This window comes from Phreatobacter aquiterrae, assembly GCF_053471285.1.
In genome coordinates this window covers 25568-49610 of the sequence record NZ_JBJPHW010000015.1, presented here as the reverse complement: position 1 = coordinate 49610, position 24043 = coordinate 25568, and the positions used below count along the sequence as shown (strand labels likewise).

The window sequence follows — 24043 nt, the reverse complement described above, 5'->3', positions numbered from 1 at the left end:
CCATGACCCCTGCCCGCCGCCAGCCTCTGCGCCCTGCCACGGTCCTTGCGGCCGCATGGGTGCTCGGTGGCTGCTCGGCGGGGCTCGACGCCAGCCCTCCCGGCCCGCAGCCGGGGGCAACAGCCTGGGCGATCGAGCGGCAGGTATTCCGCTGCCGGCAAACCCAGGCAGGCGGCACGCGCGCCGGCATGGCAGGCGCGGGCGGCGTCTTCGTCTTCGGCACCGTCACGGCGGTCAGCCGCACCGACGGCCCCGAGGACTGCGCGCCGATCCTCGCCCTCACCGATGAGGATGTCGGCGAGGTCCGCACGCTGATCCTCGCCACGGGCGCGAGCGCCCGCGGCATGGAGACCAACTGGCAGAGCCGGGCCGGCACCCGCCGCGAGATCGTCCTGTCCGTCTATCCCGTCGAGGCCGTTCGCAGCCGGCCCTGCCGCGTCGTGTCGGCGACGCTGACCGTCTTTGGCGACCCCTCCGGCCTGCTGGTCGGCGCGCCTCCCCCCGTGCCGCTCGACGAACAGCGTATGTGCCGCGCGTCGACCGGAGCCTGGGAGCCGGAATAGCCGGCGACACGCATCGCAAGCTCCGGCGGCACGGACGGGAAACGCCGGTGCGGTTGTCTGATGGCACCCAAGGTCCCAGCCATCAGACGGAGCGAGCCCCGCCATGAGTTCGACCCTCGCCATGATCCTCGCCGCGGGCGGCGTCGGCGCCCTGCTCACCCTCGCCCTGCGCGGCACCTTCGGCGGCGATGGTGAGACCGACACGGATGCAGCGGGCTCCGGGGACAGCACCGCCAGCGCGGAGAGCGACAGCAGCGACAACGGTGGAGACAGCGGTGGCGGGGATAGCGGTGGAGGTGGTGGCGATGGTGGTGGCGACTGACTGTCACGCGCCGCAGGCGGGAATCTTGGCCTGCCAGTCTGCCACGGAGATGTACTGGCGCAGGTCGAGACCGTCGACCAGGGTGATATAGGTTTCGCCGCGCGACGGCCTGAGGAAGCTCGACATGAGCACGGGTCCTGCGGGAATGCGCGCCGTGCGGCAGCCGCCCGAGACCTTGATCTCGATCCCGCCCCGGATCCGCCCCGCCTGCCCCTCTGACGCGCGCACCCGCTCCTGGATCGCGGCGACGCGCGGCAGGTCGTCCGGCGCGATGCGCCAGAGGCTCAGGGCAAATCCAGGCCGCGCCTCGGCAGTCAGCCGGGAACGTTCCCCGGCATCGGCGTCCTCGGCGAGAACGAAGACATCCTCGGTCGCGCCCTGCGGCCCGCGGGTCCTGACCGTCATGGTGGCGTCGCCCGGTCTGACGCGCAGCATGTCGGGCAGGCGCAGGCCCGCCCGCACCTCGTCCATCTTCAGGGTGGCGAAATCCAGCCGCAACAGCCGGGGAATGCTGCGGATAGGGGTCGAGAGGCAGCCCCCGAGAAGGAGCGTCGCCGCGATCAGGCCGAGGCGAAGGGAGCGAGGTTGCGACATCACGAGCATCATTCCTATTGACGATATATTTTTATTGTTTTACAGAAATTCCATATCGTCAAGAGGGCTTGCGCCATGACCCACATCGTCGACCGCCGGTCTCCGGCTTCCAGCGACCGCCATGCACGGATGGCAGCCTGGATGTCTGGCATCACGCTGGCCGGCATCGTCTTCGCCATCACGGGAACGCTGTGGGTCTGGACCGATCGCCACCTGATCGAGACCCTGCTGGCGCCGCATGTCGGCCTCGCCGGCCGCCCGCTCGCCGTGACGCCAATGGTGCAACTGGCGGGCCTTGCCCTGTCCGCCCCGCCGCTGGCGCTGCTCATCTATCTTCTGATGCAGGCGCAGGCGGTGTTTCGCGGCTTTGCGCGTGGTCTTCGCTTCACCGACCTGGTGGCTGTCCGCGTCGCGCGGATCGGCTGGATCCTGATCGCCAAGGGCTGCCTGATGCCGCTCTGGCGCGCGGCGGCCGGGGTCGTGCTCACCGTCGGCAACCCTGACGGACACCGCCTCCTCGCCATCGGCATCAGCATGGACGACGTCCTGTGGGGCATTGTCGGCGCCTTGCTCGTCGCCATCGGCTGGACGCTGCGGGAGGCGGCGCGAATCGCCGAGGAGAATGCGAGCTTCGTCTGATGCCGATCCTCGTGAACCTCGACGTCATGCTGGCGCGCCGAAAGATGCGGTCGAAGGACCTCGCCGCCATCGTCGGCATCACCGAGGCCAACCTGTCGTTGCTCAAGTCCGGCAAGGTCAAGGGCGTGCGCTTCGACACGCTGGAGGCCATCTGCCGGGCGCTCGACTGCCAGCCGGGCGACCTGCTCGAATTCGTCGCCGATGACGACCCGCGCCTCGGACCGGCGGGCAGTTGATCGGCCAGCCGTCCGGTCGCCCTGCCCGCCTCTCCACGCCGGTTGCACTGCACGGATTGTCGGGATCGCGTTGACGATAGCGCAACCGCCCCGTGCGAGGATGGCGTCATGGATATCACGGCCCTCGCCTCGCTCGGCGTGCTTCTGGCGCTTGTCGGCGCCCATCTCTGGTACGACCGCTGGTGCGACCGCAATGGTGTGCCGCGCCCATCCGGTTCGGCATCCATGGACGGCCTCTCCTCGTCCGACGGCGATGGTGGCGACTGAGCGAACGGCCCGAGAGCCTGGTGTCCCCCGGGTTTTCTTGACCTCGGCACATGAAACGGCCACCATATCCACATGCGCAACATGGGTTATCTCGCCGTCTTCGCTGCGATGGTGCTGACCCTGCCACTCTCCTGGTGGCTGGTGGGGCGGAGCTGGCGTGATCCGCTTGCCCGCCGTATCAGCGACAGGCGGGCAGAGGCGGATCGCATCTCCGCCGCAACAGGCTTGAACGTGCCGGCCGGTGGCGGCGATTCCGCCTGATCCGTCGAACAGGGCGGGTGACGACGTTTCCGCTTCGCCCTAGACTGCGCCGATGTTCATCAATTTCTTCCACGACCTGAAGAAGGCGGGCGTGCCGGTCACGGTGCGCGAATATCTGACGCTCATGGAGGCGCTGGACGCCGACATCATCGAACGGGCGCCGACCGACTTCTACTACCTCTCCCGCGCCACGCTGGTGAAGGACGAGCGCAACATCGACAAGTTTGACAAGGTCTTCGGAGCCACCTTCAAGGGGCTGGAGACGCTGGCCGAGGGGCTTGAGGTCAACATCCCCGAGGAGTGGCTGAGGAAACTCACCGAGAAGTTCCTCACCGAGGAGGAGAAGGCGCAGATCGAGGCGCTCGGCGGCTGGGACAAGTTGATGGAGACGCTGAAGAAGCGCCTCGAGGAGCAGAAGGGCCGCCATCAGGGCGGCTCCAAGTGGATCGGCACGGGCGGCACCTCGCCCTTCGGCGCCCATGGCTACAATCCTGAAGGCGTGCGCATCGGCCAGGATTCCAACCGCAACTTCCGCGCCGTGAAGGTCTGGGACAAGCGCGAGTTCAGGGATTACGACGACACGGTCGAACTCGGCACCCGCAACATCAAGATCGCGCTGCGCCGCCTGCGTAAGTTCGCCCGCACCGGCTCCCCCGACGAGTTGGACCTCGACGGCACCATCCGCGAGACGGCGCGCCATGGCTTCCTCGACGTGCAGATGCGCCCCGAGCGGCGCAATTCCATCAAGGTCCTCATCTTCTTCGACGTCGGCGGCTCGATGGACTGGCATATCCAGCTCTGCGAGGAGCTGTTCTCGGCCGCCAAGGCCGAGTTCAAGCACATGGAGTATTTCTACTTCCACAACTGTCTCTACGAGAAGGTGTGGAAGAAGAACCAGCGCCGCTTCGACGAGACCATGCCGACCTGGGACGTGCTGCACAAATACGGCAACGACTACAAGGTGATCTTCGTCGGCGACGCCTCCATGTCGCCTTACGAGATCGCCCAGCCCGGCGGCTCCGTCGAGCACTTCAACGAGGAGGCCGGTGTCACCTGGATGAAGCGCGTCGCCTCCATCTACCCCTCGATGATCTGGCTGAACCCGGTGAAGGAGAAGCACTGGGACTACACCCACTCCATCGGCATGATGCGCGACATCATGGAGCAGCGCATGTTCCCGCTGACCCTCACCGGCCTCGACAAGGCGATGAAGGAGCTGGTGCGGTAGGGGACAAGCCCGCCACCGCCGCGCCGCCCTTCCATGCGCGGCCCGCCCTTGCGAAACGTTTGAAGACGCGGTCATCATCACCGCAACGACGCTTCAACAACAATGGGAGGGGAAGTCGTGAAACTCGTTCGCTATGGCGCCAAGGGGAAAGAAAAGCCCGGCCTGATCGACCCCGACGGCAAGATCCGCGACCTCTCCGGCGTCGTGCCCGACATTGCCGGCGCCGCCCTCTCGGCCAAGGGGCTGGCCAAGATCGCCAAGGCGAACTGGGAGAAGCTGCCGCTGGTGAAGGGCAAGCCGCGTCTCGGCCCCTGCGTCGGCGACGTCGGCAACTTCATCGCCGTCGGCCTCAACTATGCCGACCACGCCGCCGAGACCGGCGCTGCCATCCCGACCGAGCCGATCCTCTTCAACAAGGCGCGCTCCTGCATCGTCGGCCCGAACGACGACGTCATGCTGCCGAAGAAGTCGGTGAAGACCGACTGGGAGATCGAGCTCGCCATCGTCATCGGCGAGCGCGCCCGCTACGTCTCCAAGAAGGACGCGCTGTCGGTCGTCGCCGGCTTCTGCATCTGCAACGACGTGTCCGAGCGCGAGTACCAGATCGAGCGCGGCGGCCAGTGGATGAAGGGCAAGGGCTGCGAGACCTTCGGCCCGCTCGGCCCCTGGCTCGTCACCAAGGACGAGATCAAGGACGTGCAGAAGCTCGGCATGTGGCTCGACGTCAACGGCGCGCGGATGCAGACCGGCTCGACCAAGACCATGATCTTCGACGTGAAGACCATCGTCTCCTACATCTCCGAATTCATGGTGCTGGAGCCGGGTGACGTCATCACCACCGGCACCCCGCCCGGCGTCGGCCTCGGCATGAAGCCGCCGAAGTTCCTCAAGGCCGGCGACGTCATGACCCTCGGCATCGAGGGCCTCGGCGAGCAGAAGCAGAAGGTCATCGCCTGGACATGATGCGGCAGGGCGGACGGCGCCGACGGGCCGCCCGCCCCCCATCCTCCTGACGAAGGCGCGCCATGCTGAGGACCATTGCCCTGACGGCGACGGCGATGGTCGCCTTCGCCGCAAACTCCGTGCTGGCCCGCCTCGCCCTCGCCGACGGTGCGATCGACGACATGGGCTATACCGGCTGGCGTCTGGCCTCGGGCGCCGTCGTGCTGTTTCTGCTGTCGCGGATGGTCGGCCGCCGCGCTGGCGTTCCGGCCGTCGCCGGCAGCTGGCTACAGGCTGCCGCGCTTTTCGGCTATGCCCTCGCCTTCTCCATCGCCTATCTGTGGCTGGGCGCCGCGGTCGGGGCGATCGTTCTGTTCGGCGCGGTGCAGTTCGGCATGATCGCCCGCGCCCTCGTGGCGGGAGACCGGCCCGGCCCGCTGGAATGGACCGGCCTCGCGGTCGCCTTCGCCGCCCTCGTCTGGCTGGTCTCGCCCGGGGTCGCCGCGCCCTCGCCGCTCGGCGTCGCGCTGATGGCCTTTGCCGGCCTGTGCTGGGCCGCCTATTCGCTGCTGGGACGCGGCTCGTCCGATCCGCTCGCCGACACAACCGGCAACTTCGTCCGCTGCCTTCCGGTGGCGGTCCTGCTCATGGCCTGGGGCTGGCGGGTGCATCCGCCGGACGCGGCGGGCCTCGCCTTTGCGGTGGCCTCGGGGGCGCTGGCCTCCGGCCTCGGCTATGCGGTCTGGTATGCCGTCCTGCCGGCCCTCTCGCGCGTCACCGCGGCCTCGGTGCAGCTCACCGTTCCGGCCATCGCGGCGGCAGGCGCCGTGGTGTTCATCGGGGAGCCGCTGACGGTGCGTCTGGTCGCAGCATCGCTGGCGATCCTCGCCGGGATCGCACTGGCCATCCCGGCGGGCGAGCGACGCCGCCGGCAGAGCTGAATCGGAACCTCATCGCCTGGATTCTCCACCTCAGGGTAAAGGGCAATTGCAATTCCGTTCCAGACACTTGCCGGCTTCCGCTACGGAGGCGGGCGATCCCGTCGGGATCGACGCCTACTCCATCACCGCGGCCTTGAGGATGCAGACCATGACCGCGTGGGCGGTCTCGGTCCCGACGTTGCGGATGACGTGGCGACCGTCGCAGCGATAGCGGGCGCTCTCGCCGGCCCCCACCGTTTCCACCCGGTCGCCGACCTCCACCTGGAGCTCTCCCGAAAGCACGGAGAGACTCTCGATGGAGCCGCGCTGGTGGCCCTCGCTTTCCAGCACGCCGCCGGGATCGCACTGGAAATCATACCACTGCAGCCACTCGACGGTCTTGATCCAGCCGATGATGGACAGACGGCACTTGCCGTCGTCGGAAACCAGCAGCGGCGTGTCGGCGCGCGACAGCTTCTCGAGGAACGGTTCTTCGGTCGCGGTCGCCAGCACCCGCTCGATGGAGACGTCGAGCGCCTGGCTCAGGCGCCAGATGGTGGCCAGCGTCGGGTTGGTCTCGTTGCGCTCGATCTGGCTGATGATCGATTTGGCGACGCCAGACTGCTCGGACAGCTCCGAGAGCGACAGGTTGTAGGCCTTGCGCAGGCGCTGCACGGTCTTGCCGAGATTGCCCGACAACACATGCGCGCCGGCATCCATCTCGATCTTCTTGGGGTCGCGGTCGGCCATTGGCAGGCGTCGTCTCGGGCGTTGTGTCGAACGATCGTTCGTCCAAACGATCATACGGACCCCCTCGCTGCGGTGCAAGGCGACAGGGCCGGGACCCGCCGCTGGCCGGGCCGCTAGACCTCCCGCGCACCCAGCGCCGCGTGGGTCGACACCCGCGTCCAGGGACCTATGCGGGCCTGGAAGGCGGCATAGCCTGCGCCGACCTTGCCGGCCATCGTGCTGCGCGTGCCAAGATCGCGGACGAGGTCGCTCGCATGACGCCGGGCCTGCTGGATCATGGCCGTCGGGAAGGCGCGCAGCTTGACGCCATGGGCTGACACCATCGTCGCCAGCGCCTCCATGTTCAGGACTTCGATTTCGGCGAGGGCCACGGCCTGTTCGGCTTCGCTGGCTGCCTGCACGACGCCCTTGAGATCCTCCGGCAGCCCATCCCACAGGGCCTTGTTGACGACCAACTCGCTTGATCCGTTCGGCTTGTTGAAGCCCGGTGTGTAGTAGAAGGGCGCTGCGCGCCAGAGTCCGAGCTGGACGTCGGACCCCGGCGAGGTGAACTCCGCGGCATCGATCGCCCCGCGCTCGAGCGCCGGATAGATGTCGCCGGGCGGGATGGCGATGGCGGTTGCGCCGAGGCGCTGGAACAGCTCGGCGCCGAGCCCGACCATGCGGATGGTCAGCCCCTTCACATCGTCTGCCGACTGGAGCTCCTTGCGGAACCAGCCGCCCATGGAGACGCCGGTATTGCCGCCGAGAAAAGGCTTCACGCCGAAGCGGGACGAGGCCTCGTCCCACAGGGCCTGCCCGCCGCCTTTGAGAACCCAGGCATTGTGCTCGGGCGGGGTAAAGCCGAAGGGAATGGCGGTGAAGAACGCCAGAGACGGCTCCCGTCCGATGCCGAAGAACGAGGCCGTATGGCCGAGCTCGACGGTGGCATTGCCCACCGCCTCGTGGACGGCGAAGGCCGGAACCACTTCCCCCGCCGCGAAGACCTGCACCTCGATGCGGCCGCCCGAGAGCAGCTTGATCCTGTCGGCGATGCGCTGGGCCGAGAAGGCCGGCCCGGGCAGGGTCTTCGGCCATGACGTCACCATGCGCCAACGCAACGGGGACTGCGCCCGGGCGATGCCCGGGGCGGCCATGAGGCCGGCGACGCCAGCAGCGAGGGTCGTGCGACGATTGGGGGTCATGTCACCACCAGGCGTGGAAATGATGCGTCGGGCCGTGCCCGCTGCCGATGGACAGCCGGTCGGAGGCGGCGATAGCGGCCGTCACGTAGTCCTTGGCCTCGCTGACCGCCTGTCCCAGCGGGAAACCCTTGGCGAGCCCCGCCGCGATGGCCGAGGACAGGGTGCAGCCGGTGCCATGGGTGTTGCGGGTGAAGATGCGCGGGGCTTCCAGCCTCACCACGCCGGCCGGGGCGACCAGCAGGTCGAGACTGGTCTCTCCCGTTCCGTGGCCGCCCTTGATCAGGACGGCATTTGCACCGCCGGCGATCAGCGCCTGGCCCTGCGCCAGCATGTCCTCCTCGCCTCGCGCCACCGGCTGGTCGAGAAGCGCGGCGGCCTCGAGCAGGTTCGGCGTCACCAGCACGGCGCGCGGGATGAGCAGGTGCCTCAGGGCCGAGACCGCATCGGGGTTGAGCAGCCTGTCGCCGGATGTCGCTACCATCACGGGATCGAGGACCACATTGGCGACCTTGTGCCGGTCGAGGCCGGATGCCACGGCCTCGATGACGGCAACCTGCGACAGCATGCCGATCTTGGCCGCCGTCACGGCCAGATCCGAGAAGACCGAGTCGATCTGCGCCGTGATGAAGTCAGCCGGCACGTCGTGGATCGCCTGCACACCGCGGGTGTTCTGCGCCGTCAGTGCCGTGATGACGCTGGCGCCATAGACGCCGAGGGCCGAGAAGGTCTTGAGGTCGGCCTGGATTCCGGCGCCGCCGCCTGAATCCGAGCCGGCAATGGTGACCGCGATCGCCGTCATGGCATGTCTCCGCAAAGCGAGGTGTCGATGCGGGCCTGGGAGGCGAGTTCCAGCGTGTCGAGACCGTAGAGCGCGTCGAGATAGGCGGCCGCGAAGCTCCCCGGCCCCCGGGCCGTCTCGGCCGCCAGTTCCCCGGCGATCCCGAGCGTCAGCATGGCGGCTCCGGTGGCCTCGAACGGGTCCTCCGCCACCGCCAGGAAGGCCGCGGTGATCGCGGCCCCGGCACAGCCCATGGCGGTGACGCGCGCCATCAGCGGGTGACCATTGGCGATCCCGGCGATCCTCGGTCCGTTGGTAACGATGTCGGTTTCCCCGGTCGCCGCCACGACCGTGCCAAGACGGACGGCGAGAGCGCGGATGTCCTCGCCCGGCCCGAGTTCGGCGATCTCCGCCGCATTGCCGCGGATCGCGGCAGGACCGAGGGCGGCGAGGTCGCGGGCGAAGGAGGCGCGCACCGGGGAGCGGTCGACGAAGACCGGATCGAGCAGCCAGGGCCGGTCCCTGGCCGAGGCAGCCTCGATGGCCGTGCGGATCACCGCGCGGCGCTCGGGCTCCAGCGTGCCGAGATTGACGAGCAGGGCGTCGGCATTCCCGGCAAAGGCGGCGATCTCGTCCGGCGACGTCGTCATCGAGGGGACGGCGCCGATCGCCAGCAGCGCATTGGCGGTGAAGGCCTGCGCCACCGTATTGGTGATGCAATGGACGCGCGGGCGTCTCGTCCGGAGGACGGCGAGGATGTCGCTCGCCGTGCGGGCCAGTCTTGCGGGCATGTCAGCGCCCCCTGACGGGGATGGTCGCGTGCATCTCGGTTTCCTCCGCCGGCATGACCCGGTTCAGGTACGACGGGTTGGTCTTGCGACCTCTCAGCCCGATGAAGGGCACCCCGACGAGACAGTGACCGACAGTTAGGCGATGGCGCGGCGACCCGCAAGGCCGGCGCGGCGCGCGATCGTCATGCCCGATGCGCGACCGTGCTCCTGGAGGGGGATGACGCGAGCGCCCTTTGGTGGCATGGGAGAGCAACACCTCCGCGAGGTCCGCCATGATCGCCTTCTTCGTCCAGATCAAATGCCAGCTCGGCAAGGCCTACCAGGTCGCAGCCGCCCTCGCCGACCGCGAGATCGCCTCGGAAATCTACTCGACCGCCGGCAATTTCGACCTTCTCGTGAAGTTCTATGTCGAGCCCGGCACCGACATCGGCCACTTCGTCAACGAGCAGGTGCAACTGATTCCGGGCATCCAGGACACCCACACGATCATCACCTTCAAGGCGTTCTGATCCGCGCGCTCACTTGCTGCGCTGCTGCCAGACCTGCCAGACGCCGAAGGCGAGAGTCACCATGCCTGCATACCAGAGTACAGGCACGTAGCGCGGGATCACGCCGCGGATATTGGCCTGGAAGAAGGCGCATTCCGGCGTCGCGAAGCCGATGCAGGCGAGCTTGAGTTTCAGGAGGCCGAAGGCGCCGCCATACTGGGCGTAGTAGGCGAACCACCAGGCGACCGAGAGCAGGCAGAAGGCGATGCCGAGATAAATCGCCGGATGGGTCGGGGGCTTGTCGTCAGGCGAATCCATTGGCCGTGTTCCGTGGCGTCGCGATGGCCCCCATCTACGCCGCTTCGGCCTGCCGAAGCCAGTTCCGGCCGCATTGCGCCCCTGCGGATGGCGAGGCTTGCCTCCCGGGCTTGAAGCGTTCCATTCTGACGGGGAGTTCCCCGGAGCACACGACATGACGCCGACGAAATTCGGAATGGGCCAGGCATTGAGCCGGGTCGAGGACGCGCCGCTGATCAAGGGCGAGGGACGCTTCGTCTCCGACCTTGTGCCGGATGGCGCCCTCGTCGGCTATGTCCTGCGCTCGCCCTTCGCCTTCGCAGACTTCGTCATCAAGGACACGAGCGCCGCGCGCGCCATGAAGGGCGTCAAGGCGGTCTTCACCCATGCCGACCTTGAGGGCGTCGGCAACCTGCCCTGCCTGTCGCAGGTGCCCTCGGTGAACCCGATCGCCAATCCCCCCTGGGAAGTGCTCTGCTCGAAGACCGTGCGCCATGTCGGCGACGGCGTCGCCTTCGTGGTCGCCGACACGCTCGACCGGGCCAAGGACGCCGCCGAGGCGATCGAGATCGACTGGACCTCGCGCGAGCCGATCATCGATGCCGTCGACGCCCTGCAGAAGGGCGCGCCGCAGGTCTGGCCCGACATCCCCGGCAACCTCTGCGGCGAGGTTCATCTCGGCGAGGCCGAGGCCACCGAGAAGGCCTTCGCCAAGGCCCACCGCACGGTGGCCGTCACCATCGTCAACAACCGCCTGATCACCAACTACATGGAGACGCGCGGTTGCCTCGCCGAGTATGAGCCGAAGACCAAGGGCTTTACCCTCACGCTGGGCAGCCAGGGTTCGCACGGCATCCAGGCGACGCTGGCGACCAAGATCTTCAACATGCCGAAGGAGAACATCCGCGTCATCACGCCGGACGTCGGCGGCGGCTTCGGCACCAAGACCTTCATGTTCCGCGAATATCCGCTCTGCATGGTGGCGGCGCGCAAACTGAAGAAGCCGGTCGCCTGGGTGCAGGAGCGCGGCGACCATTTCGTCAACTGCTCGCAGGGGCGCGACAACGTCTCCACCGCCACCGCGGCCCTCGACAAGCGCGGCAAGGTGCTGGCCGTGAAGGTCGACACCGTCGCCGACATGGGCGCCTACCTGTCGCAATACGCGACCTTCATCCCCTATGTCGGCGCGCTGATGCTGGCGGGCGTCTATGCCTTCCCGGCCATGCATGTCCGGCTGAAATATGCCTACACCAACACCGTGCCGGTGGACGCCTATCGCGGCGCCGGACGGCCCGAGGCCGCCTATCTCGTCGAACGCCTCATGGACCGCATCGCCATCGAGACCGGCATGACGCCGGCCGAGGTGCGCCGCCGCAATTTCATCCAGCCGGACCAGTTCCCCTGGGCGACGCCGGTGGGACGCACCTATGACTCCGGCGAGTTCGACGGCCACATGACCCGCGCCATGGAGGTGGCCGGCTGGGAGACGTTCAAGGACCGGGCGAAGGCGGCGAAGAAGGCCGGCAAGATCCGCGGCATCGGCATGGCCACCTATATCGAGGCCTGCGGCGGCGGCGCGCCCGAGAACGCCTGGATGAGCCTCGAGACCGACGGCACGGTGACGATCAGGATCGGCACCCAGTCGAACGGCCAGGGTCACAAGACGGCCTATGCACAGCTTGCCTCGCAGCACCTCGACATTCCGATCGACAGGATCAACGTCATTCAGGGTGACACCGCCCTCATCCCGAGCGGCACTGGCACGGGCGGCTCGCGCTCGCTGCCCGTCGGCGGCGCGGCGGTCGACGTCGGCGCACGGGCCCTTGCCGACGTCATCAAGGACATGGCGGCGACCGAGATGGAGGTCGGCGTCGCCGACGTCGAGATCGTCGGCGGCAACGTCCGCGTCGTCGGCACCGACAAGGCGATCTCCTACGAGAAGATCGCAGGCCTCCCCGGCGCCGGGGAGAAGCTGAAGAGCCATGGCACCTGGCGACCGCCGGAGCCGACCTTCCCGAACGGGACGCATATCTGCGAGGTGGAGATCGATCCCGACACCGGTGCGACCCACATCGTCGCCTATACGGTGGTCGACGACTTCGGCGTCACCATCAACCCGACTCTGCTGGCGGGCCAGGTCCATGGCGGCATCGTCCAGGGCATCGGGCAGGCCCTGCTCGAGCGCACCGTCTACGACAAGGAGAGCGGCCAGCTGCTCACCGCCTCGTTCATGGACTACGCCATGCCGCGGGCCGACCACATCCCGAACTTCCACTTCGAGACGCGCAACGTCCCCTGCGTCACCAACCTGCTCGGCATCAAGGGGGCGGGCGAAGCCGGCACCATCGGCGCCTGCCCTTCGGTGATGAATGCCGTGGTCGACGCACTCTGGCGCGCCTACGGCATCAAGGAAATCGACATGCCGGCGACCCCTGCCCTCGTCTGGCAGACGATTCAGGAGGCCAAGGCGGCGCAGGCGGCGTGATCTGGACCATCGACGCCGGGACCATCCCGCCGGCGTCGCGCAGTCCGCCTCGGTTTGCACTAGAGCAAGCAGATATTTGCATTCTTGCAATTTAGAGGGATGCGCCCCTGCACGGACCCGTGAGCCGAAGGGCGTCGCCGCCCCGCCTGCGCGCGCTCGCCCGGCACTTTGAGACGACACGGCCAAAACCCTGCTGCAGCGCACATATCTGCCCTGGGCTTCACGCAAGTGTGAACTCTGGCGAGCATTTCGTGTCCGGATTTCCGGCCGCAGACACCGGTCACCTGACGGTAACTCATGGGCATGGATGCAAAAAAGGCCGCGAGCCGACCTCCCGACTCGCGGCCTGTCCTGTCACGCTAGGTGACGGATCGGCGTCAGGGATTGTTCGAACGCTGGGCGTCGACGCTCCACGGGCCGGGGCCGGCGAAGACCAGATAGAGGAACGTGAAGCAGTACATGATGGCGAGGCTGCCACCGTTCTGGATCGGGTAGAAGCCACGCGGCGCATGGCCCAGGAAATAGGCGGCGGCCATGGTGCCGGCGAGGAGGAAAGCCGCCGGACGGGTGAAAAAGCCGACCAGAATCAGCAATCCGGTGACGAGTTCGATGATACCCGCGATCCACGGCAGCGAACCGACAGGCGCGAAATTCACCGCCGCGGGAAAGCTCAGAATCTTCATGAAGGGATGCTGCAGCAGCACCAGCGCCGCCATGATGCGGAGCACCGACAGCATGCGCGGTGCCCAGGCGTTGAGGGTGGGGTTGAGGTTGTCCATGTGGGGGTCCCGTTGCGTGACGAAAGGTCGTGGCACCGCCTCTTGCAGGGCGGTCCGGAGACCTTATCGAGGGCGCGACGACGTGCAACGGGTGGGAGATCGCTGGCGCCGGTCAGGCGGCGCCGGATTCCGCCCTGCTCCGCGCCCTCGCATCGAGGCTCCACGCACCGGGACCTGCGAAGACCAGATAGAGGAAGATGAAGCAGAACAGGATCACCATCGTGCCGCCGTTCTCGATCGGATAGAAAGACCGATGGGCATGGCCGAGCAGGTAGGCGACGGCCATGGTCCCCGAGAGCACGAACGCCGCGGCGCGGGTCCACCACCCGAGAATGACCGCCAGGCTGCCGAAGACCTCGAAGAGCCCGGCGAAGAAGACGAGCCGGAAAGGCTCGATCGGCGAGGGAAAAGGCACCGGCCAGTTGAAGAACTTGATCAGGCCGTACTGCAGCAGCAGCAGCCCCGTCATGATGCGCAGGATCGCCAGCACGCGCGGACGGTTGGCATCGAACATGGGATCGAGTTCGCTTCTCATGAGATTGCTCCCCCCTGGCGTAATGACGCGGCTTGCTTCTGACGGCGCGACCGTGGGTCTCCGTGACCGCCCCTCAGGTTCATTCCGGTCCTGCGCGTCTCGAAGATAAGTTCCGGGCCCCGCCGCAGGGCATGCGTGCAGCATTGGCTATGCTCGAATCCACCTCTGCATGGTTCAAGAGGGAAGAAGAATCCCCTCCCGCCCCATCTCCCCTTCATGCCCGTCCTCTCCCGCGCCGCCACGGGAATTCTCTTCAAGCTCATGTCGACGGTGGCCTTCACCTCCATGTCGACACTGGTACGCGTGTCGGGCAAGGAGATCCCGGTCGGCGAGGTGGTGTTCTGCCGCTCCTTCTTCGCGCTGATCCCGCTCTTCATCATGCTCGCCTGGCGCCATGAGATCATGGACGCCTTCCGCTATGTCAGCTTCGCCTCGCACATGAAGCGCGGCGCCATCGGCGCCACGGGCATGTTCTCCGGCTTCGTCGGCCTCACCATGCTGCCGCTCGCCGATTCCACCGCCATCGGCTACGCCGCGCCGCTGATGGTGGTGCCGCTCGCCTATTTCATCCTCGGCGAGCGGGTGCGCATCTATCGCTGGTCGGCAGTGGCCATCGGCTTCGTCGGCGTCGTGGTCATCCTCTGGCCGCATCTGAACGTCGGCGCCTTCGGCGACCGGCCGGACAGCCAGCGAACCGGGGCGATGTTCTCGCTGGGCGGCGCCATCTGCGCCGCCTTCGCCACGATCCAGGTGCGCAAGCTCGTCAACACCGAGACGACGGCGGCCATCGTCTTCACCTTCATGGCGCTGTGCGCGATCCTCGCCCTCATCACCTGGCCGCTCGGCCAGGTCGTGCCGTTCATCGGCCAGTGGATCGTGCCGACGCCTCTGCAGGCCTTCCTCCTCGTCATGGTGGGCGTCACCGGCGGCCTCGGGCAGATCTTCCTGACGCTCAGCTACCGCTACGCCGACACCTCGCTGATCGCGCCCTTCGACTATTTTTCGATGATCTGGGCCGTCATCATCGGCTACCTGGTCTTCGCCGACCTGCCGAGTATCTATGTGATCATCGGCGGCTCGATCGTCGTCGCCTCCGGCATCTTCGTCATCTGGCGCGAGCAGAAGCTCGGCCTCGAGCGCGCCCGCCAGCGCACCGTCTCGACCCCGCAGGGCTGAGCGGTCAGCGCGAGCGGGACGCGGAGCGCGCCATCGCGAAGACGCAGAGGCCGACAACGCTGGCGGCGAAGGTGGCGAGCCCTGCGACCACGCCGAGCCACACGCCCACGGCTATGGCGAGCCCAAGCGAGAGAACGAGGATCACGAGCAGCTTCGGCTCGCTGAACAGGAATTCGATGACATCGGACATGAGCCGCTCCTGTGGTATCGGGGCACGTCTCGCGCCCCTTCAGGTCTTGTCTGTCGACCCGGCAGGCTCCGAGGTTCAAACGGGCCGCAGCCGGCCTACCCGCCGATGCCGCGGCGCAGCCGCCTCAGGTCGCCCATGAACTCCTTGCCGAAGAGCAATACGAGGCTCGCCCCATAGGCGATTCCGCCTGTGGCCATCAGCGCGGCCAGGGCGATCTTCTCGTTGAGCCCACCGCCGACGACGCCGCGAAGGACGAAGACCATGCCGACCAGCGTGGCGGCGAGAACGGCGAATGAGGCGAGCAGCTTCGGCAGCACGCGCCGCGCCCGCTCGTCCAGCGTGAACAGGTCCTTGCGGCGCGCGAAGAGCACGAGCAGCGACAGGTTCACCCATGCCCCGACGCTGGTGGCTGTCGCAAGCCCCACATGGCCGAGGGGCCCCATCAGGGCGAACTTCAGCGCCACGTTGATCGCAATGGCGACGGCCACCGCGATGACCGGCGTCGTGGTGTCGCCGCGCGAGTGGAAGGTGACCGTCAGCGGCCGGATGAGCACCAGCGCCGCCAGACCGGCCCCGTAGGCCGCGAGCGCACGCGCAGACTGCAGGGCATCCGTCTCCGAGAAGGCGCCGCGCATGAACAGCGCCTTCATGATCGTGTCCGGCACGATGACGAAGGCGGCGACCGCCGGCAGGGTGAAGACGAGCGTGAGTTCGATCGCCCTGAGCTGCGCGGTGCGCGCGCCCTTCTCGTCCCCGGCCGCCACCCTGCGGCTCATTTCAGAGAGCAGGACCGTGCCGACGGCGATCGAGATCACCCCCATCGGCAACTGGTTCAGCCGGTCCGCATAATAGAGCCAGGAGACCGAGCCGGCGACGAGGTAGCTGGCGACCACCGTATCGGCGAGAACCGCGATCTGGGTTCCCGCCGAGCCGAGCGTCGCCGGCACGAAGGTCTTCCAGAACTGTTTCACCTCGGGGGTCACCTTCGGCGCCCTGAGCTCCACCATCACGTTGGCACGCAGGGCGTCGCCCGCCACGATGAGGAACTGCAGCAGCCCCGCCACGATGATGCCCCAGGCCGCCGCATGCGCCGGCGTCTGGAAGTTGCCCGCCAGCAGCAGCGCGCCGATGATGCCGATGCTGAGCACGACCTGCGTCGCCGCGGCCGCCGCGAAGCGCCCGACGGCGTTCAGGACGCCGCTGACGAGGATCACCAGCGAGACCAGCGCGAGATAGGGAAAGGTGATGCGGGTGAGTTCGACCGCCGCCGGGAAGCGGACGGGATCGTTGACGAAGCCCGGAGCCATCAGGCCCACCACGGTCGGCATGAAGACGATGGCGAGGGCGAGCAGCACGAGCTGGGCGATCAGCAGATAGGCGAAGATGCGATCGGCGAAGACCAGCGCCGCGTTCTGCCCCCGCTCGGCGGCGACCCTGGCGAAGCCCGGTACGAAGGCGGCGGAAAAGGCGCCCTCGGCGAAGATGGCGCGGAACTGGTTGGGAATGCGAAAGGCGACGAAGAAGGCATCCGCCAGCGGCCCCGCCCCGAGCACGGCGGCGAACATCAGGTCGCGGATGAAGCCGAAGAGGCGACTGAGAAGGGTCAGGGCCGAGACCGAGAAGATGTTCCTGATCACGGCCGGAGAAATCCCTGAAGGCGAAGGCGGAGGGGCGCAGGGCGCTTCGCCTGGCGATCGGCCAGCGCTAGCGGCCCATTCTGACGAAACGAAGGTCTAGCGCAGGCGAAGCGATTCGGCTCCGGTCACGCACCGGCCGCAGTGGCCGGCCCGTCGGGCACCGCATGCGGGGTGCCCTCGTGCCGGAACAGCCGGAAGATTGCTGTATTCAGCACCACCAGCACGTCGTCCGCCCAGACCTCGCCGTCGAGGAAGGCCATGGAGCCGGTCAGCTTGCGGATGCGCACCTTTCCGGTAACCCAGTCGCCGGCCCGGCCGCCCGCGAGGAACTCGGTGTTGAGGGAGATGGTGGCGCAGCGCCGCCCGGTCACCCGGATCACCTCGTAGCCCAGCACCGTATCCATGAAGGTGGTGAGCGAGCCGCCGTGGAGGACGCCGTTCGGGTTGCCGTGGCGGGCCTCGGCCCGGAAGCCGTATTCGACGCCACCGGCTCCGTCATCCCGCCAGTAGTAGGGACCGGCGAGGCCGATGAAGCCCTCGGTCTCCCCCATCCTCCTGAAGCCCGCCGGAATCGCGCCGGGATGTGTCGCTGTGGTCATGACGTCCATCTGGCACCGGGCGGGCGGGCGGCTCAAGACCGGCCGTTCGGCAGGGCCGAAGCTCACGCCTCGAGCGTCAGGCCCGCCGCCTTCGCGTCCGCGACGAAGCCCTTCACCGTATCGAGTGAGATGTCCTCCGGCGCGCGGCCGAGGCCCTCAAGCTTCTTCAGGATATCGGCGGGGGCGGTGATGATGTGGCAGCCGATGCGATCGGCCTCGAGCACGTTCCACACCTCGCGGGTGGAAGCCCAGATGACCTCGACCGTATCGGTGCCGCGGGCAAGGCCAACGGCGTAGTTCATCACCGGCATGTAGTCGTGGCCGGCGTCGCCGAGACGGCCTGCGAAGACCGAGACGATGGACGGTGCGCCGCCTTTCAGCGCCTCGACCGAGGCCTTGATCTGCGCCTCCGAATAGAGCGCGGTGAAATTGATCTTCACGCCCTCACGGGTCAGCTTGTAGATGAGGTCGTAAAGCCGCTCGCCCCGCGAGTTCGTCACCGGCAGCTTGACGTAGACGTTTTTCCCCCAGGTGGCGATGACTCGGGCCTGCGCCTCCATCTCCTTGAGGTCGTCGGAGAAGACCTCGAAGGAGATGTGATGATCCGGCACGGCCGCGACGAGATCCTTCGCATAGGCGGCATAGTCGGAGACGCCGGCCTTCTTCAGCAGCGAGGGATTGGTCGTGAAGCCCTGGATCCACGGCTTCTTCGCCATCTCGACGATGGAGGCCTTCTCGGCCCCGTCGGTGTAGAGCTTGACCTTGAGGTCGGCCAGAACCGGCATGCTTCGTCTCCCGGAGTTTCCCGGCAGCGTGTTTAAGGCCGCAGGCGGCGGGTGTCCAACCAGGGATTCCGCTTGGCAGGCTTCCAATGGGGCAACAAGATCGCCGCGCCCTGACATGCGACTGGAACCGGACCTGCGATGCCGCAATTCCCCGATGCCCCGCTGATAGCGCGGTTCGACAGGAAGCGCTCCGAGCGCAATGCCTACCTTCTGGTCGCACTCCTGGCAGTAGCGGCACTCATCGGAGGGTGGAACGCATCGATAGGGGAGTTCACCTTCGGCGCGATCCTGATCGGGTGCATTCTGGCTGCCGTCCACTTCGGACAGCGCAAGCTGCAGACGGCGACAGGGCCTCAACTCGTCATCGACAGTACGGGAATGACAATCCCCGGTCAGTTCGCCGAGCGCATTCCGTGGGAGGCCATCGCCGGGGTCAGGATCGTCAAACGGCTCGAACACGCCGACCTCGTGCTGGTCGACGTACCGACTGCCGAGAATTTCGGCCGGCGCGAGCAGGGCTGGGACCACTTCCCGTGGTCGCCGGCGCGCAGCTCGGAAATCACCGTGAACACCCGGGATCTCGATGTCGGCAGCCCGGAGATCATGGCGGCCGTCGGACGCTTCGCGCCGCAGTTGAAGGCCTGACCGCCACACGACGCGGCCGCGGATGGCGTCATGCATGACGACCGTGATATCGACTGCAAAGTGCCTCGGGGTGCAGCCTGATCATCCCGAAGCGATCGGGGCCATGCGCAGGAGCCCGCGAGCACCTATGTGACGGTTCGGTCACTCATCAACCCGGATCATCGCCATGGGCGCCCTGCGCTTCCTGCTCAATATCCTCTGGTTCGTCCTTGGCGGCCTCATTGCCGGCCTCGCGTGGTTCCTCGCCGGTGCCATCGCCGCGGTCACCATCATCGGCCTGCCCTGGGCCTTCGCCTGCTTCCGCATCGGCTCCTACACGCTCTGGCCTTTCGGCCGCGATGTGGTCTGGGCGAGCGAACTCACCGGCCGGCCGCCCAGCGCCATGGGCGTGCTGCGCTTCATCGGCAACGTCATCTGGTTCGTGCCGATCGGCTTCGCGCTGATGGTCATCCACGTCCTCGCGGCGCTGGCCTGCTTCGTCACCATCATCGGCATCCCCTTCGGCTGGGCGCATCTGAAGCTTGCCGCCGCCTCCGTCTTCCCGCTGGGACAGCGCGTGGTCAGATCCGACGTGGCGGAGCTTGCCCGACGTCAGGGCGCGGCGGCAGCGCTCGCCGGCTGGCGGCGCTAGACGCGGCGTCGACCCGCCGTTCAGGATCGCGCAATCCGTGACGGCCATCACATCGACGGGAAAGGGCCTCTGGCACGGTCTGGTCATCGGGAAGCGATCGGGCTTCCGAAACACTCGAAGGAGAGTTCCATGACCAGCATCACCACCAAAGTGCTCGCCGTCGCCGCTCTCGCGCTCGCCGGCTCCGTCACCTTCGCCGCCACCGATGCCGAGGCCCGCGGGTTCCGCGGCGGCGGCTTCCACGGTGGCGGGTTCCACGGCGGCTTCCACGGCGGCGCCTTCCGCCACGGCGGCCCCCGCTTCGGCATCCGCCCGGCCTGGGCGGGACCTGGCCGCTGGCACGGTCACCGCCCCTGGGGCTGGCACCGCCGCCATGTCCAGTTCGGGATCATCGGTGTCGGAGCCGCCATCGCTCCGGCCTGCACCATCATCCGCCGCTTCGACCCGGTCTATGGCGTCTATCGCCGCGTGACCGTCTGCGACTGAGGCTCACCAGCAACGGCGCGAGGGGCGGCTCCACGAGCCGCCCCTTTCCGCGTGCGGCCGTCACGCGCCGTCATCCATCGTGATGGCGGCAGGTTTGCGCTGAAGCCAGCGGAAATCGTATAGGAGCGGCCACAGGATGCGGCGACAGCGTCGCTCCGACCGATTCCCGAGGCCGTCACATGACCCAGTCCCCTTCCCCGACGACGCCCCTTCGCATCGGTGTGGTCGGCCTTGGCGTGATGGGCAAGAACCACGCCCGCGTGCTTGCCGAACTGCCCGGCGTGACGCTGGCGGGCGTCGCCGACCCCGATGCGGCGCAGGTCGAGTTCGTCACATCGCGGCTGGGCTGCCCGGGTTTCGCCTCGCTCGACGCGCTCATGGACGCCGGCGTCGATGCCCTGACCATCGCCGCCCCGACCCAGCTCCATACCCCCATCGCGCTCGCCGCCATCGCCCGCGGCATCCACGTGCTGGTGGAAAAGCCCATTGCCCAGTCGGTCGAGGAAGGCCGCCGCATCATCGAGGCGGCGGAAAAGGCCGGCGTGACGCTGATGATCGGCCATGTCGAGCGCTTCAACCCGGCGGTGCAGTCGATCCGCCAGGCCATCGCAGGCGACGACATCTTCTCCATCCAGATCACCCGCGTCGGCCCCTTCCCGCCGCGCATGTCCGACATCGGCGTGGTCATCGACCTCGCCGTTCACGACATCGACCTGATCCGCTGGTTCACCGGCTCGGAGATCGCCGAGATCCAGCCGCAGACCAACTCGATCCATGCCGCGCGCGAGGACATCGCCCTGCTGCAGTTCCGAACCGCCTCGGGCGTCCTCGCCCACATCAACACGAACTGGTTGACGCCCTTCAAGGCGCGCACGGTGCACGTCGCGACACGCAACAAATACATCACCGGCGACCTGATCACCCGCCAGGTCACCGAGTGCTTCGACTACAAGCCCGACGGCTCCTATTCGATGCGGCACCTGTCGGTCGCCTATGCCGAGCCGCTGCGCGCCGAACTCACCGCCTTCGTGGAGGCGGTCCGGACCGGCTCGGCGCCCGTTACCGGCGGCGCAGACGGCCTCGCCTCCCTCGACATCGCCATGCGCTGCCTGGGCGAGCGCCATGCGCCGATCCTGCAACCGAAGCTTGTGGTCGGTGGGCGCGCATAACTCCCCACCTCCGGCGCGCCTTGCACCGGCACGCGCCCCCTCCGACTATCCTCCCCCAAGGCGACGCTGGATCGCCGCCGGGAGGTGACGCGATGGACTACCGCACGCTCGGAGGCTCGGGCCTCAAGATTCCCGCTCTGATGCTCGGCACCGCGACCTTCGGTGGCGGTAGCGAGTTCCTGCGCAAATGGGGCGCGACAGACGTCGCGGAAGCGACGCGCCTCGTCGATATCTGCCTTGAGCTCGGCTGCACCATGTTCGACACCGCCGACGGCTATTCGACGGGACTGTCGGAGGAAATCCTCGGCGAGGCCATCAAGGGGCGCCGCGACAAGGTACTCATCGCCACCAAGACCGGCATGCCCATGGGTCCCGGCCCCAACGACATCGGCACCTCGCGCCACAAGATCATCGCCTCCTGCGAAGCCAGCCTGAAGCGTCTCGGCACCGACCATGTGGACCTCTACCAGCTCCACGCCTTCGACGCGCTGACCCCTATCGAGGAGATGCTGCAGGCGCTCGACGCGCTGATCCACGCGGGAAAAATCCGCTATTTCGGCGTCTCCAACTATTCCGGCTGGCACCTGATGAAGATGCTGGCCCTCGCCGACCGCCACGGCCTGCCGCGCCCGGTCACCCACCAGGCCTATTACACGCTGGTGGCGCGCGACTTCGAATGGGAGTTGATGCCGCTCGGCCTCGACCAGAACGTTGGGACGCTGGTCTGGTCGCCGCTGTCGGGCGCCAAGCTCTCCGGCAAGATCGGGCGAACAAGGCGCCCGCCGGAGGACAGCCGGCTGGCGACGGATGCAAGCTGGCCCGTGCCCGAGGAGCGGCTCTACAGCGTCACGGACGCGCTGGAGATCGTAGCGCAGCAGGTCGGCCGGTCCATCCCGCAGGTTGCGCTGGCATGGCTCCTGACCCGGCCGACGGTGTCCTCCATCGTCATCGGCGCACGCAACGAGGCGCAGCTCCGCGACAATCTCGCCGCCTGCGAGCTGAAGCTGACCGCAGAGCAGATCGCGATCCTCGACAAGGCCAGCACGATTCCGCCCGCCTATCCCTACTGGCACCAGCGCCGCACCATGATGACCCGCAACCCGCCACCGGTGGTGTGAAGCCCGGCCTGGGCGGCCATCACTTGTCGTCCCCCTGTCACCTTGCGATGCTCTGCATCGCAAGGGTCGAGCCGGACGGGAACCGGTGGCCCGGGCAGATCGGGATGACGCCATGGATCACGGCACACAGCGCGTCACCATCATGGGAGCCGGCTATGTCGGCCTCGTCACCGGGGCGTGCCTGGCGCGCATCGGCCACGACGTGATGGTGGTCGATCATGACCGAACACGCATTGAGGGTCTCGTTGCCGGACGCATGCCGATCTTCGAACCCGGCCTTGCCGAACTCGTGGCGGAGCAGGTGGACGCCGGCCGTCTGCGCTTCGCCGCGGACCTCGCCGGCAACGTCATGGATGCTGACGCGATCTTCATCTGCGTCGGCACGCCTCCGCGGCCCTCCGATGGCCATGCCGACATGGCCCAGGTCATGGCCGCGGCCGCCGAGGTGGCGCGCAACCTGTCGGGATTTGCCGCCATCGCCGTGAAATCGACCGTCCCGGTCGGCACCGGCGACGAGGTCGAGGCGCTGATGCGCGCCATGCGGCCCGAGGTCGATGTCGCGGTGGTCTCGAACCCTGAATTCCTGCGCGAGGGCGTTGCCATCGCCGACTTCATGCGCCCCGACCGCATCGTCGTCGGCATCGGGGACCCGCGGGCGGGCGCGATCATGGCGTCCATCTACCGGCCGCTGACCGATGCCGGCGCCCCGCTCCTCGTCACCAACCGCCGGGCCGCGGAACTGATCAAATATGCCGCCAACTCGTTCCTGGCGCTGAAGATCACCTACATCAACGAGATCGCCAATCTCTGCGAGGAGATCGGCGCAGATGTCGGGGACGTGGCGCGCGGCATCGGTCTCGACCCGCGCATCGGTGAGCGATTCCTGAAGGCCGGCCCCGGCTTCGGAGGGTCCTGCTTCCCGAAGGACCTGCTGGCGCTGATGAAGACCGCGCAGGATCACGGCGTGCCGCTGCGCTCCGTGGAGACGGCGATTGCCGTCAACGACGCCCGCAAGGGCGAGATGGTTCGCAAGATCGTGCGTGCCTCCGACGGATCGGTCGCCGGCAAGATCGTCGCCGTGCTGGGCCTCACCTTCAAGGCCGGCACCGACGACATGCGCTCGTCCCCGGCACTCGTCATCCTGCCGCAACTGCAGAAGCAAGGCGCGCACATCGTCGCCTATGATCCAGCCGGAATGGCCAATGCCGCCCCGCTGCTGCCGGGCGTGGCCATGGCTGACAGCGCCATGGCGGCGCTGGCCGGAGCCGATGTCGCGGTAATCCTCACCGAATGGGAGGAGTTCGCCGCGCTCGATCTCGTGGCGGCCGCGACGACCATGCGGCAGCCCGTTCTGGTCGACCTGCGCAATCTCGTCGAGCCCGAGGCGGCGGCCCGGGCCGGGTTCACCTACCGGTCGATCGGCCGGGCCTTGCGCGAGGGTGCGCATCCGCCGCTCGCCCGGGCCGCCGAATAGCGCGTCCGCCTGTCCCTTGGCACTTTCTTGACCTCTTTCCGCTAGGCCATGAGCCGGGACATCCGGCGCGCCAG

At 67.6% G+C, this 24043-nt stretch carries 30 protein-coding genes and 1 riboswitch; of the genes, 18 read left to right on the top strand and 12 right to left on the bottom strand.

All coding sequences use genetic code 11. From position 1 onward, the window contains the following. Nucleotides 1–2 precede the first annotated feature (2 nt). Nucleotides 3–563: a hypothetical protein gene (locus tag ACJ4V0_RS19300; RefSeq protein ID WP_448301237.1), complete on the top strand. Its 561-nt coding sequence runs from the start codon at nt 3–5 to the stop codon at nt 561–563. Between the two features lie 103 nt (nt 564–666). After that, entirely contained in the window at nt 667–885 is a 219-nt protein-coding gene (locus ACJ4V0_RS19295; RefSeq protein ID WP_448301236.1) for a hypothetical protein, read from the top strand. Between the two features lie 3 nt (nt 886–888). Here ACJ4V0_RS19295 and ACJ4V0_RS19290 read toward each other — a convergent pair whose 3' ends face one another. Further along, entirely contained in the window at nt 889–1479 is a 591-nt protein-coding gene (locus ACJ4V0_RS19290) for a hypothetical protein (protein ID WP_448301235.1), read from the bottom strand. Nucleotides 1480–1554: 75 nt separating this feature from the next. On the opposite strand from ACJ4V0_RS19290, the gene ACJ4V0_RS19285 reads away from it, so the two are divergent. The 7 genes from ACJ4V0_RS19285 (at nt 1555) to ACJ4V0_RS19255 (ending at nt 5993) form a co-directional block, all read left to right on the top strand. Further along, nucleotides 1555–2118 (top strand): hypothetical protein, encoded by a 564-nt coding sequence (locus ACJ4V0_RS19285; RefSeq protein ID WP_448301234.1) that lies wholly within the window; start codon nt 1555–1557, stop codon nt 2116–2118. Beyond that, nucleotides 2118–2354: a helix-turn-helix domain-containing protein gene (locus ACJ4V0_RS19280; protein WP_448301233.1), complete on the top strand. Its 237-nt coding sequence runs from the start codon at nt 2118–2120 to the stop codon at nt 2352–2354. Before ACJ4V0_RS19285 ends, ACJ4V0_RS19280 begins: the two co-directional genes overlap by 1 nt. Nucleotides 2355–2462: 108 nt before the next feature. After that, nucleotides 2463–2621, top strand: coding sequence for a hypothetical protein (locus tag ACJ4V0_RS19275; RefSeq protein WP_448301232.1), 159 nt, complete (start codon nt 2463–2465; stop codon nt 2619–2621). Between the two features lie 72 nt (nt 2622–2693). Next, nucleotides 2694–2882 (top strand): hypothetical protein, encoded by a 189-nt coding sequence (locus tag ACJ4V0_RS19270; protein ID WP_448301231.1) that lies wholly within the window; start codon nt 2694–2696, stop codon nt 2880–2882. A 52-nt stretch (nt 2883–2934) separates the two neighbouring features. Then, on the top strand, nt 2935–4110 hold the full coding sequence (locus ACJ4V0_RS19265) for a vWA domain-containing protein (protein ID WP_448301230.1): 1176 nt from the start codon (nt 2935–2937) through the stop codon (nt 4108–4110). A gap of 117 nt (nt 4111–4227) precedes the next feature. Further along, nucleotides 4228–5073, top strand: a complete 846-nt coding sequence (locus ACJ4V0_RS19260) for a fumarylacetoacetate hydrolase family protein (RefSeq protein WP_448301229.1) — start codon at nt 4228–4230, stop codon at nt 5071–5073. A gap of 62 nt (nt 5074–5135) precedes the next feature. Beyond that, on the top strand, nt 5136–5993 hold the full coding sequence (locus tag ACJ4V0_RS19255; RefSeq protein ID WP_448301228.1) for a DMT family transporter: 858 nt from the start codon (nt 5136–5138) through the stop codon (nt 5991–5993). Between the two features lie 114 nt (nt 5994–6107). Here ACJ4V0_RS19255 and relB read toward each other — a convergent pair whose 3' ends face one another. The 4 genes from relB to thiM all read right to left on the bottom strand — a co-directional run bounded on the left by relB (nt 6108) and on the right by thiM (nt 9475). Then, complete coding sequence (gene relB / locus ACJ4V0_RS19250) at nt 6108–6722, bottom strand: type II toxin-antitoxin system RelB family anti-toxin (RefSeq protein ID WP_448301227.1); 615 nt, start codon at nt 6720–6722, stop codon at nt 6108–6110. Between the two features lie 113 nt (nt 6723–6835). Then, nucleotides 6836–7906, bottom strand: a complete 1071-nt coding sequence (locus tag ACJ4V0_RS19245) for a TRAP transporter substrate-binding protein (RefSeq protein WP_448301226.1) — start codon at nt 7904–7906, stop codon at nt 6836–6838. Between the two features lies 1 nt (nt 7907). After that, a complete protein-coding gene (thiD, locus tag ACJ4V0_RS19240) occupies nt 7908–8705 on the bottom strand; it encodes a bifunctional hydroxymethylpyrimidine kinase/phosphomethylpyrimidine kinase (RefSeq protein WP_448301225.1) in 798 nt (265 codons plus the stop codon). Beyond that, nucleotides 8702–9475, bottom strand: coding sequence for a hydroxyethylthiazole kinase (gene thiM / locus ACJ4V0_RS19235; RefSeq protein ID WP_448301224.1), 774 nt, complete (start codon nt 9473–9475; stop codon nt 8702–8704). Before thiM ends, thiD begins: the two co-directional genes overlap by 4 nt. Before the next feature lie 22 nt (nt 9476–9497). Continuing rightward, nucleotides 9498–9601: riboswitch (TPP riboswitch) on the bottom strand. Between the two features lie 146 nt (nt 9602–9747). On the opposite strand from thiM, the gene ACJ4V0_RS19230 reads away from it, so the two are divergent. After that, the gene (locus ACJ4V0_RS19230; protein ID WP_106748835.1) at nt 9748–9984 is read left to right on the top strand and encodes an Lrp/AsnC ligand binding domain-containing protein; all 237 of its coding nucleotides are present in this window, start codon (nt 9748–9750) and stop codon (nt 9982–9984) included. A gap of 9 nt (nt 9985–9993) precedes the next feature. Here ACJ4V0_RS19230 and ACJ4V0_RS19225 read toward each other — a convergent pair whose 3' ends face one another. Then, entirely contained in the window at nt 9994–10281 is a 288-nt protein-coding gene (locus ACJ4V0_RS19225; protein ID WP_448301223.1) for a hypothetical protein, read from the bottom strand. Nucleotides 10282–10435: 154 nt separating this feature from the next. On the opposite strand from ACJ4V0_RS19225, the gene ACJ4V0_RS19220 reads away from it, so the two are divergent. Further along, on the top strand, nt 10436–12745 hold the full coding sequence (locus ACJ4V0_RS19220) for a xanthine dehydrogenase family protein molybdopterin-binding subunit (protein WP_448301222.1): 2310 nt from the start codon (nt 10436–10438) through the stop codon (nt 12743–12745). A 377-nt stretch (nt 12746–13122) separates the two neighbouring features. Here ACJ4V0_RS19220 and ACJ4V0_RS19215 read toward each other — a convergent pair whose 3' ends face one another. Both ACJ4V0_RS19215 and ACJ4V0_RS19210 read right to left on the bottom strand, forming a co-directional pair. Beyond that, nucleotides 13123–13524 (bottom strand): DoxX family protein, encoded by a 402-nt coding sequence (locus tag ACJ4V0_RS19215; protein ID WP_448301221.1) that lies wholly within the window; start codon nt 13522–13524, stop codon nt 13123–13125. A gap of 112 nt (nt 13525–13636) precedes the next feature. Beyond that, on the bottom strand, nt 13637–14059 hold the full coding sequence (locus ACJ4V0_RS19210) for a DoxX family protein (RefSeq protein WP_448301220.1): 423 nt from the start codon (nt 14057–14059) through the stop codon (nt 13637–13639). A 216-nt stretch (nt 14060–14275) separates the two neighbouring features. Here ACJ4V0_RS19210 and ACJ4V0_RS19205 point away from each other — a divergent pair, with 216 nt between their 5' ends. Further along, nucleotides 14276–15235: a DMT family transporter gene (locus tag ACJ4V0_RS19205; protein WP_448301219.1), complete on the top strand. Its 960-nt coding sequence runs from the start codon at nt 14276–14278 to the stop codon at nt 15233–15235. Between the two features lie 4 nt (nt 15236–15239). Here ACJ4V0_RS19205 and ACJ4V0_RS19200 read toward each other — a convergent pair whose 3' ends face one another. The 4 genes from ACJ4V0_RS19200 to ACJ4V0_RS19185 all read right to left on the bottom strand — a co-directional run bounded on the left by ACJ4V0_RS19200 (nt 15240) and on the right by ACJ4V0_RS19185 (nt 18446). Then, nucleotides 15240–15425 (bottom strand): hypothetical protein, encoded by a 186-nt coding sequence (locus tag ACJ4V0_RS19200; RefSeq protein WP_448301218.1) that lies wholly within the window; start codon nt 15423–15425, stop codon nt 15240–15242. A gap of 95 nt (nt 15426–15520) precedes the next feature. Continuing rightward, nucleotides 15521–17062 (bottom strand): murein biosynthesis integral membrane protein MurJ, encoded by a 1542-nt coding sequence (gene murJ / locus ACJ4V0_RS19195; RefSeq protein ID WP_448301217.1) that lies wholly within the window; start codon nt 17060–17062, stop codon nt 15521–15523. A gap of 125 nt (nt 17063–17187) precedes the next feature. Further along, the gene (locus ACJ4V0_RS19190; protein WP_448301216.1) at nt 17188–17661 is read right to left on the bottom strand and encodes a PaaI family thioesterase; all 474 of its coding nucleotides are present in this window, start codon (nt 17659–17661) and stop codon (nt 17188–17190) included. Between the two features lie 62 nt (nt 17662–17723). Further along, nucleotides 17724–18446 carry a transaldolase gene (locus ACJ4V0_RS19185; RefSeq protein WP_448301215.1) on the bottom strand — a complete coding sequence of 241 codons (723 nt, stop codon included), beginning with the start codon at nt 18444–18446 and terminating at the stop codon, nt 17724–17726. 138 nt (nt 18447–18584) lie between these two features. On the opposite strand from ACJ4V0_RS19185, the gene ACJ4V0_RS19180 reads away from it, so the two are divergent. The 6 genes from ACJ4V0_RS19180 (at nt 18585) to ACJ4V0_RS19155 (ending at nt 23969) form a co-directional block, all read left to right on the top strand. Continuing rightward, a complete protein-coding gene (locus ACJ4V0_RS19180) occupies nt 18585–19091 on the top strand; it encodes a PH domain-containing protein (protein WP_448301214.1) in 507 nt (168 codons plus the stop codon). Nucleotides 19092–19257: 166 nt separating this feature from the next. Next, the gene (locus tag ACJ4V0_RS19175) at nt 19258–19722 is read left to right on the top strand and encodes a YccF domain-containing protein (RefSeq protein WP_448301213.1); all 465 of its coding nucleotides are present in this window, start codon (nt 19258–19260) and stop codon (nt 19720–19722) included. 129 nt (nt 19723–19851) lie between these two features. Then, nucleotides 19852–20208: a hypothetical protein gene (locus ACJ4V0_RS19170; protein ID WP_448301212.1), complete on the top strand. Its 357-nt coding sequence runs from the start codon at nt 19852–19854 to the stop codon at nt 20206–20208. Between the two features lie 179 nt (nt 20209–20387). Beyond that, the gene (locus ACJ4V0_RS19165; protein ID WP_448301211.1) at nt 20388–21377 is read left to right on the top strand and encodes a Gfo/Idh/MocA family protein; all 990 of its coding nucleotides are present in this window, start codon (nt 20388–20390) and stop codon (nt 21375–21377) included. Between the two features lie 92 nt (nt 21378–21469). Beyond that, nucleotides 21470–22495, top strand: a complete 1026-nt coding sequence (locus ACJ4V0_RS19160; protein WP_448301210.1) for an aldo/keto reductase — start codon at nt 21470–21472, stop codon at nt 22493–22495. A gap of 112 nt (nt 22496–22607) precedes the next feature. After that, nucleotides 22608–23969: a UDP-glucose dehydrogenase family protein gene (locus ACJ4V0_RS19155; RefSeq protein ID WP_448301209.1), complete on the top strand. Its 1362-nt coding sequence runs from the start codon at nt 22608–22610 to the stop codon at nt 23967–23969. Nucleotides 23970–24043: the final 74 nt, after the last annotated feature.

Coding starts and splice junctions, on each gene's coding strand:
- ACJ4V0_RS19290 (WP_448301235.1), bottom strand. CDS start 1,479: ATGTCGCAACCTCGCTCCCTTCGCCTCGGCCTGATCGCGGCGACGCTC.
- ACJ4V0_RS19270 (WP_448301231.1), top strand. CDS start 2,694: ATGCGCAACATGGGTTATCTCGCCGTCTTCGCTGCGATGGTGCTGACC.
- ACJ4V0_RS19225 (WP_448301223.1), bottom strand. CDS start 10,281: ATGGATTCGCCTGACGACAAGCCCCCGACCCATCCGGCGATTTATCTC.
- ACJ4V0_RS19160 (WP_448301210.1), top strand. CDS start 21,470: ATGGACTACCGCACGCTCGGAGGCTCGGGCCTCAAGATTCCCGCTCTG.
- ACJ4V0_RS19300 (WP_448301237.1), top strand. CDS start 3: ATGACCCCTGCCCGCCGCCAGCCTCTGCGCCCTGCCACGGTCCTTGCG.
- ACJ4V0_RS19190 (WP_448301216.1), bottom strand. CDS start 17,661: ATGACCACAGCGACACATCCCGGCGCGATTCCGGCGGGCTTCAGGAGG.
- ACJ4V0_RS19295 (WP_448301236.1), top strand. CDS start 667: ATGAGTTCGACCCTCGCCATGATCCTCGCCGCGGGCGGCGTCGGCGCC.
- thiM (WP_448301224.1), bottom strand. CDS start 9,475: ATGCCCGCAAGACTGGCCCGCACGGCGAGCGACATCCTCGCCGTCCTC.
- ACJ4V0_RS19155 (WP_448301209.1), top strand. CDS start 22,608: ATGGATCACGGCACACAGCGCGTCACCATCATGGGAGCCGGCTATGTC.
- ACJ4V0_RS19220 (WP_448301222.1), top strand. CDS start 10,436: ATGACGCCGACGAAATTCGGAATGGGCCAGGCATTGAGCCGGGTCGAG.
- ACJ4V0_RS19175 (WP_448301213.1), top strand. CDS start 19,258: ATGGGCGCCCTGCGCTTCCTGCTCAATATCCTCTGGTTCGTCCTTGGC.
- ACJ4V0_RS19180 (WP_448301214.1), top strand. CDS start 18,585: ATGCCGCAATTCCCCGATGCCCCGCTGATAGCGCGGTTCGACAGGAAG.
- ACJ4V0_RS19170 (WP_448301212.1), top strand. CDS start 19,852: ATGACCAGCATCACCACCAAAGTGCTCGCCGTCGCCGCTCTCGCGCTC.
- ACJ4V0_RS19185 (WP_448301215.1), bottom strand. CDS start 18,446: ATGCCGGTTCTGGCCGACCTCAAGGTCAAGCTCTACACCGACGGGGCC.
- ACJ4V0_RS19245 (WP_448301226.1), bottom strand. CDS start 7,906: ATGACCCCCAATCGTCGCACGACCCTCGCTGCTGGCGTCGCCGGCCTC.
- thiD (WP_448301225.1), bottom strand. CDS start 8,705: ATGACGGCGATCGCGGTCACCATTGCCGGCTCGGATTCAGGCGGCGGC.
- ACJ4V0_RS19165 (WP_448301211.1), top strand. CDS start 20,388: ATGACCCAGTCCCCTTCCCCGACGACGCCCCTTCGCATCGGTGTGGTC.
- ACJ4V0_RS19205 (WP_448301219.1), top strand. CDS start 14,276: ATGCCCGTCCTCTCCCGCGCCGCCACGGGAATTCTCTTCAAGCTCATG.
- ACJ4V0_RS19230 (WP_106748835.1), top strand. CDS start 9,748: ATGATCGCCTTCTTCGTCCAGATCAAATGCCAGCTCGGCAAGGCCTAC.
- ACJ4V0_RS19255 (WP_448301228.1), top strand. CDS start 5,136: ATGCTGAGGACCATTGCCCTGACGGCGACGGCGATGGTCGCCTTCGCC.
- ACJ4V0_RS19280 (WP_448301233.1), top strand. CDS start 2,118: ATGCCGATCCTCGTGAACCTCGACGTCATGCTGGCGCGCCGAAAGATG.
- relB (WP_448301227.1), bottom strand. CDS start 6,722: ATGGCCGACCGCGACCCCAAGAAGATCGAGATGGATGCCGGCGCGCAT.
- ACJ4V0_RS19275 (WP_448301232.1), top strand. CDS start 2,463: ATGGATATCACGGCCCTCGCCTCGCTCGGCGTGCTTCTGGCGCTTGTC.
- ACJ4V0_RS19215 (WP_448301221.1), bottom strand. CDS start 13,524: ATGGACAACCTCAACCCCACCCTCAACGCCTGGGCACCGCGCATGCTG.
- ACJ4V0_RS19265 (WP_448301230.1), top strand. CDS start 2,935: ATGTTCATCAATTTCTTCCACGACCTGAAGAAGGCGGGCGTGCCGGTC.
- ACJ4V0_RS19200 (WP_448301218.1), bottom strand. CDS start 15,425: ATGTCCGATGTCATCGAATTCCTGTTCAGCGAGCCGAAGCTGCTCGTG.
- ACJ4V0_RS19285 (WP_448301234.1), top strand. CDS start 1,555: ATGACCCACATCGTCGACCGCCGGTCTCCGGCTTCCAGCGACCGCCAT.
- ACJ4V0_RS19210 (WP_448301220.1), bottom strand. CDS start 14,059: ATGAGAAGCGAACTCGATCCCATGTTCGATGCCAACCGTCCGCGCGTG.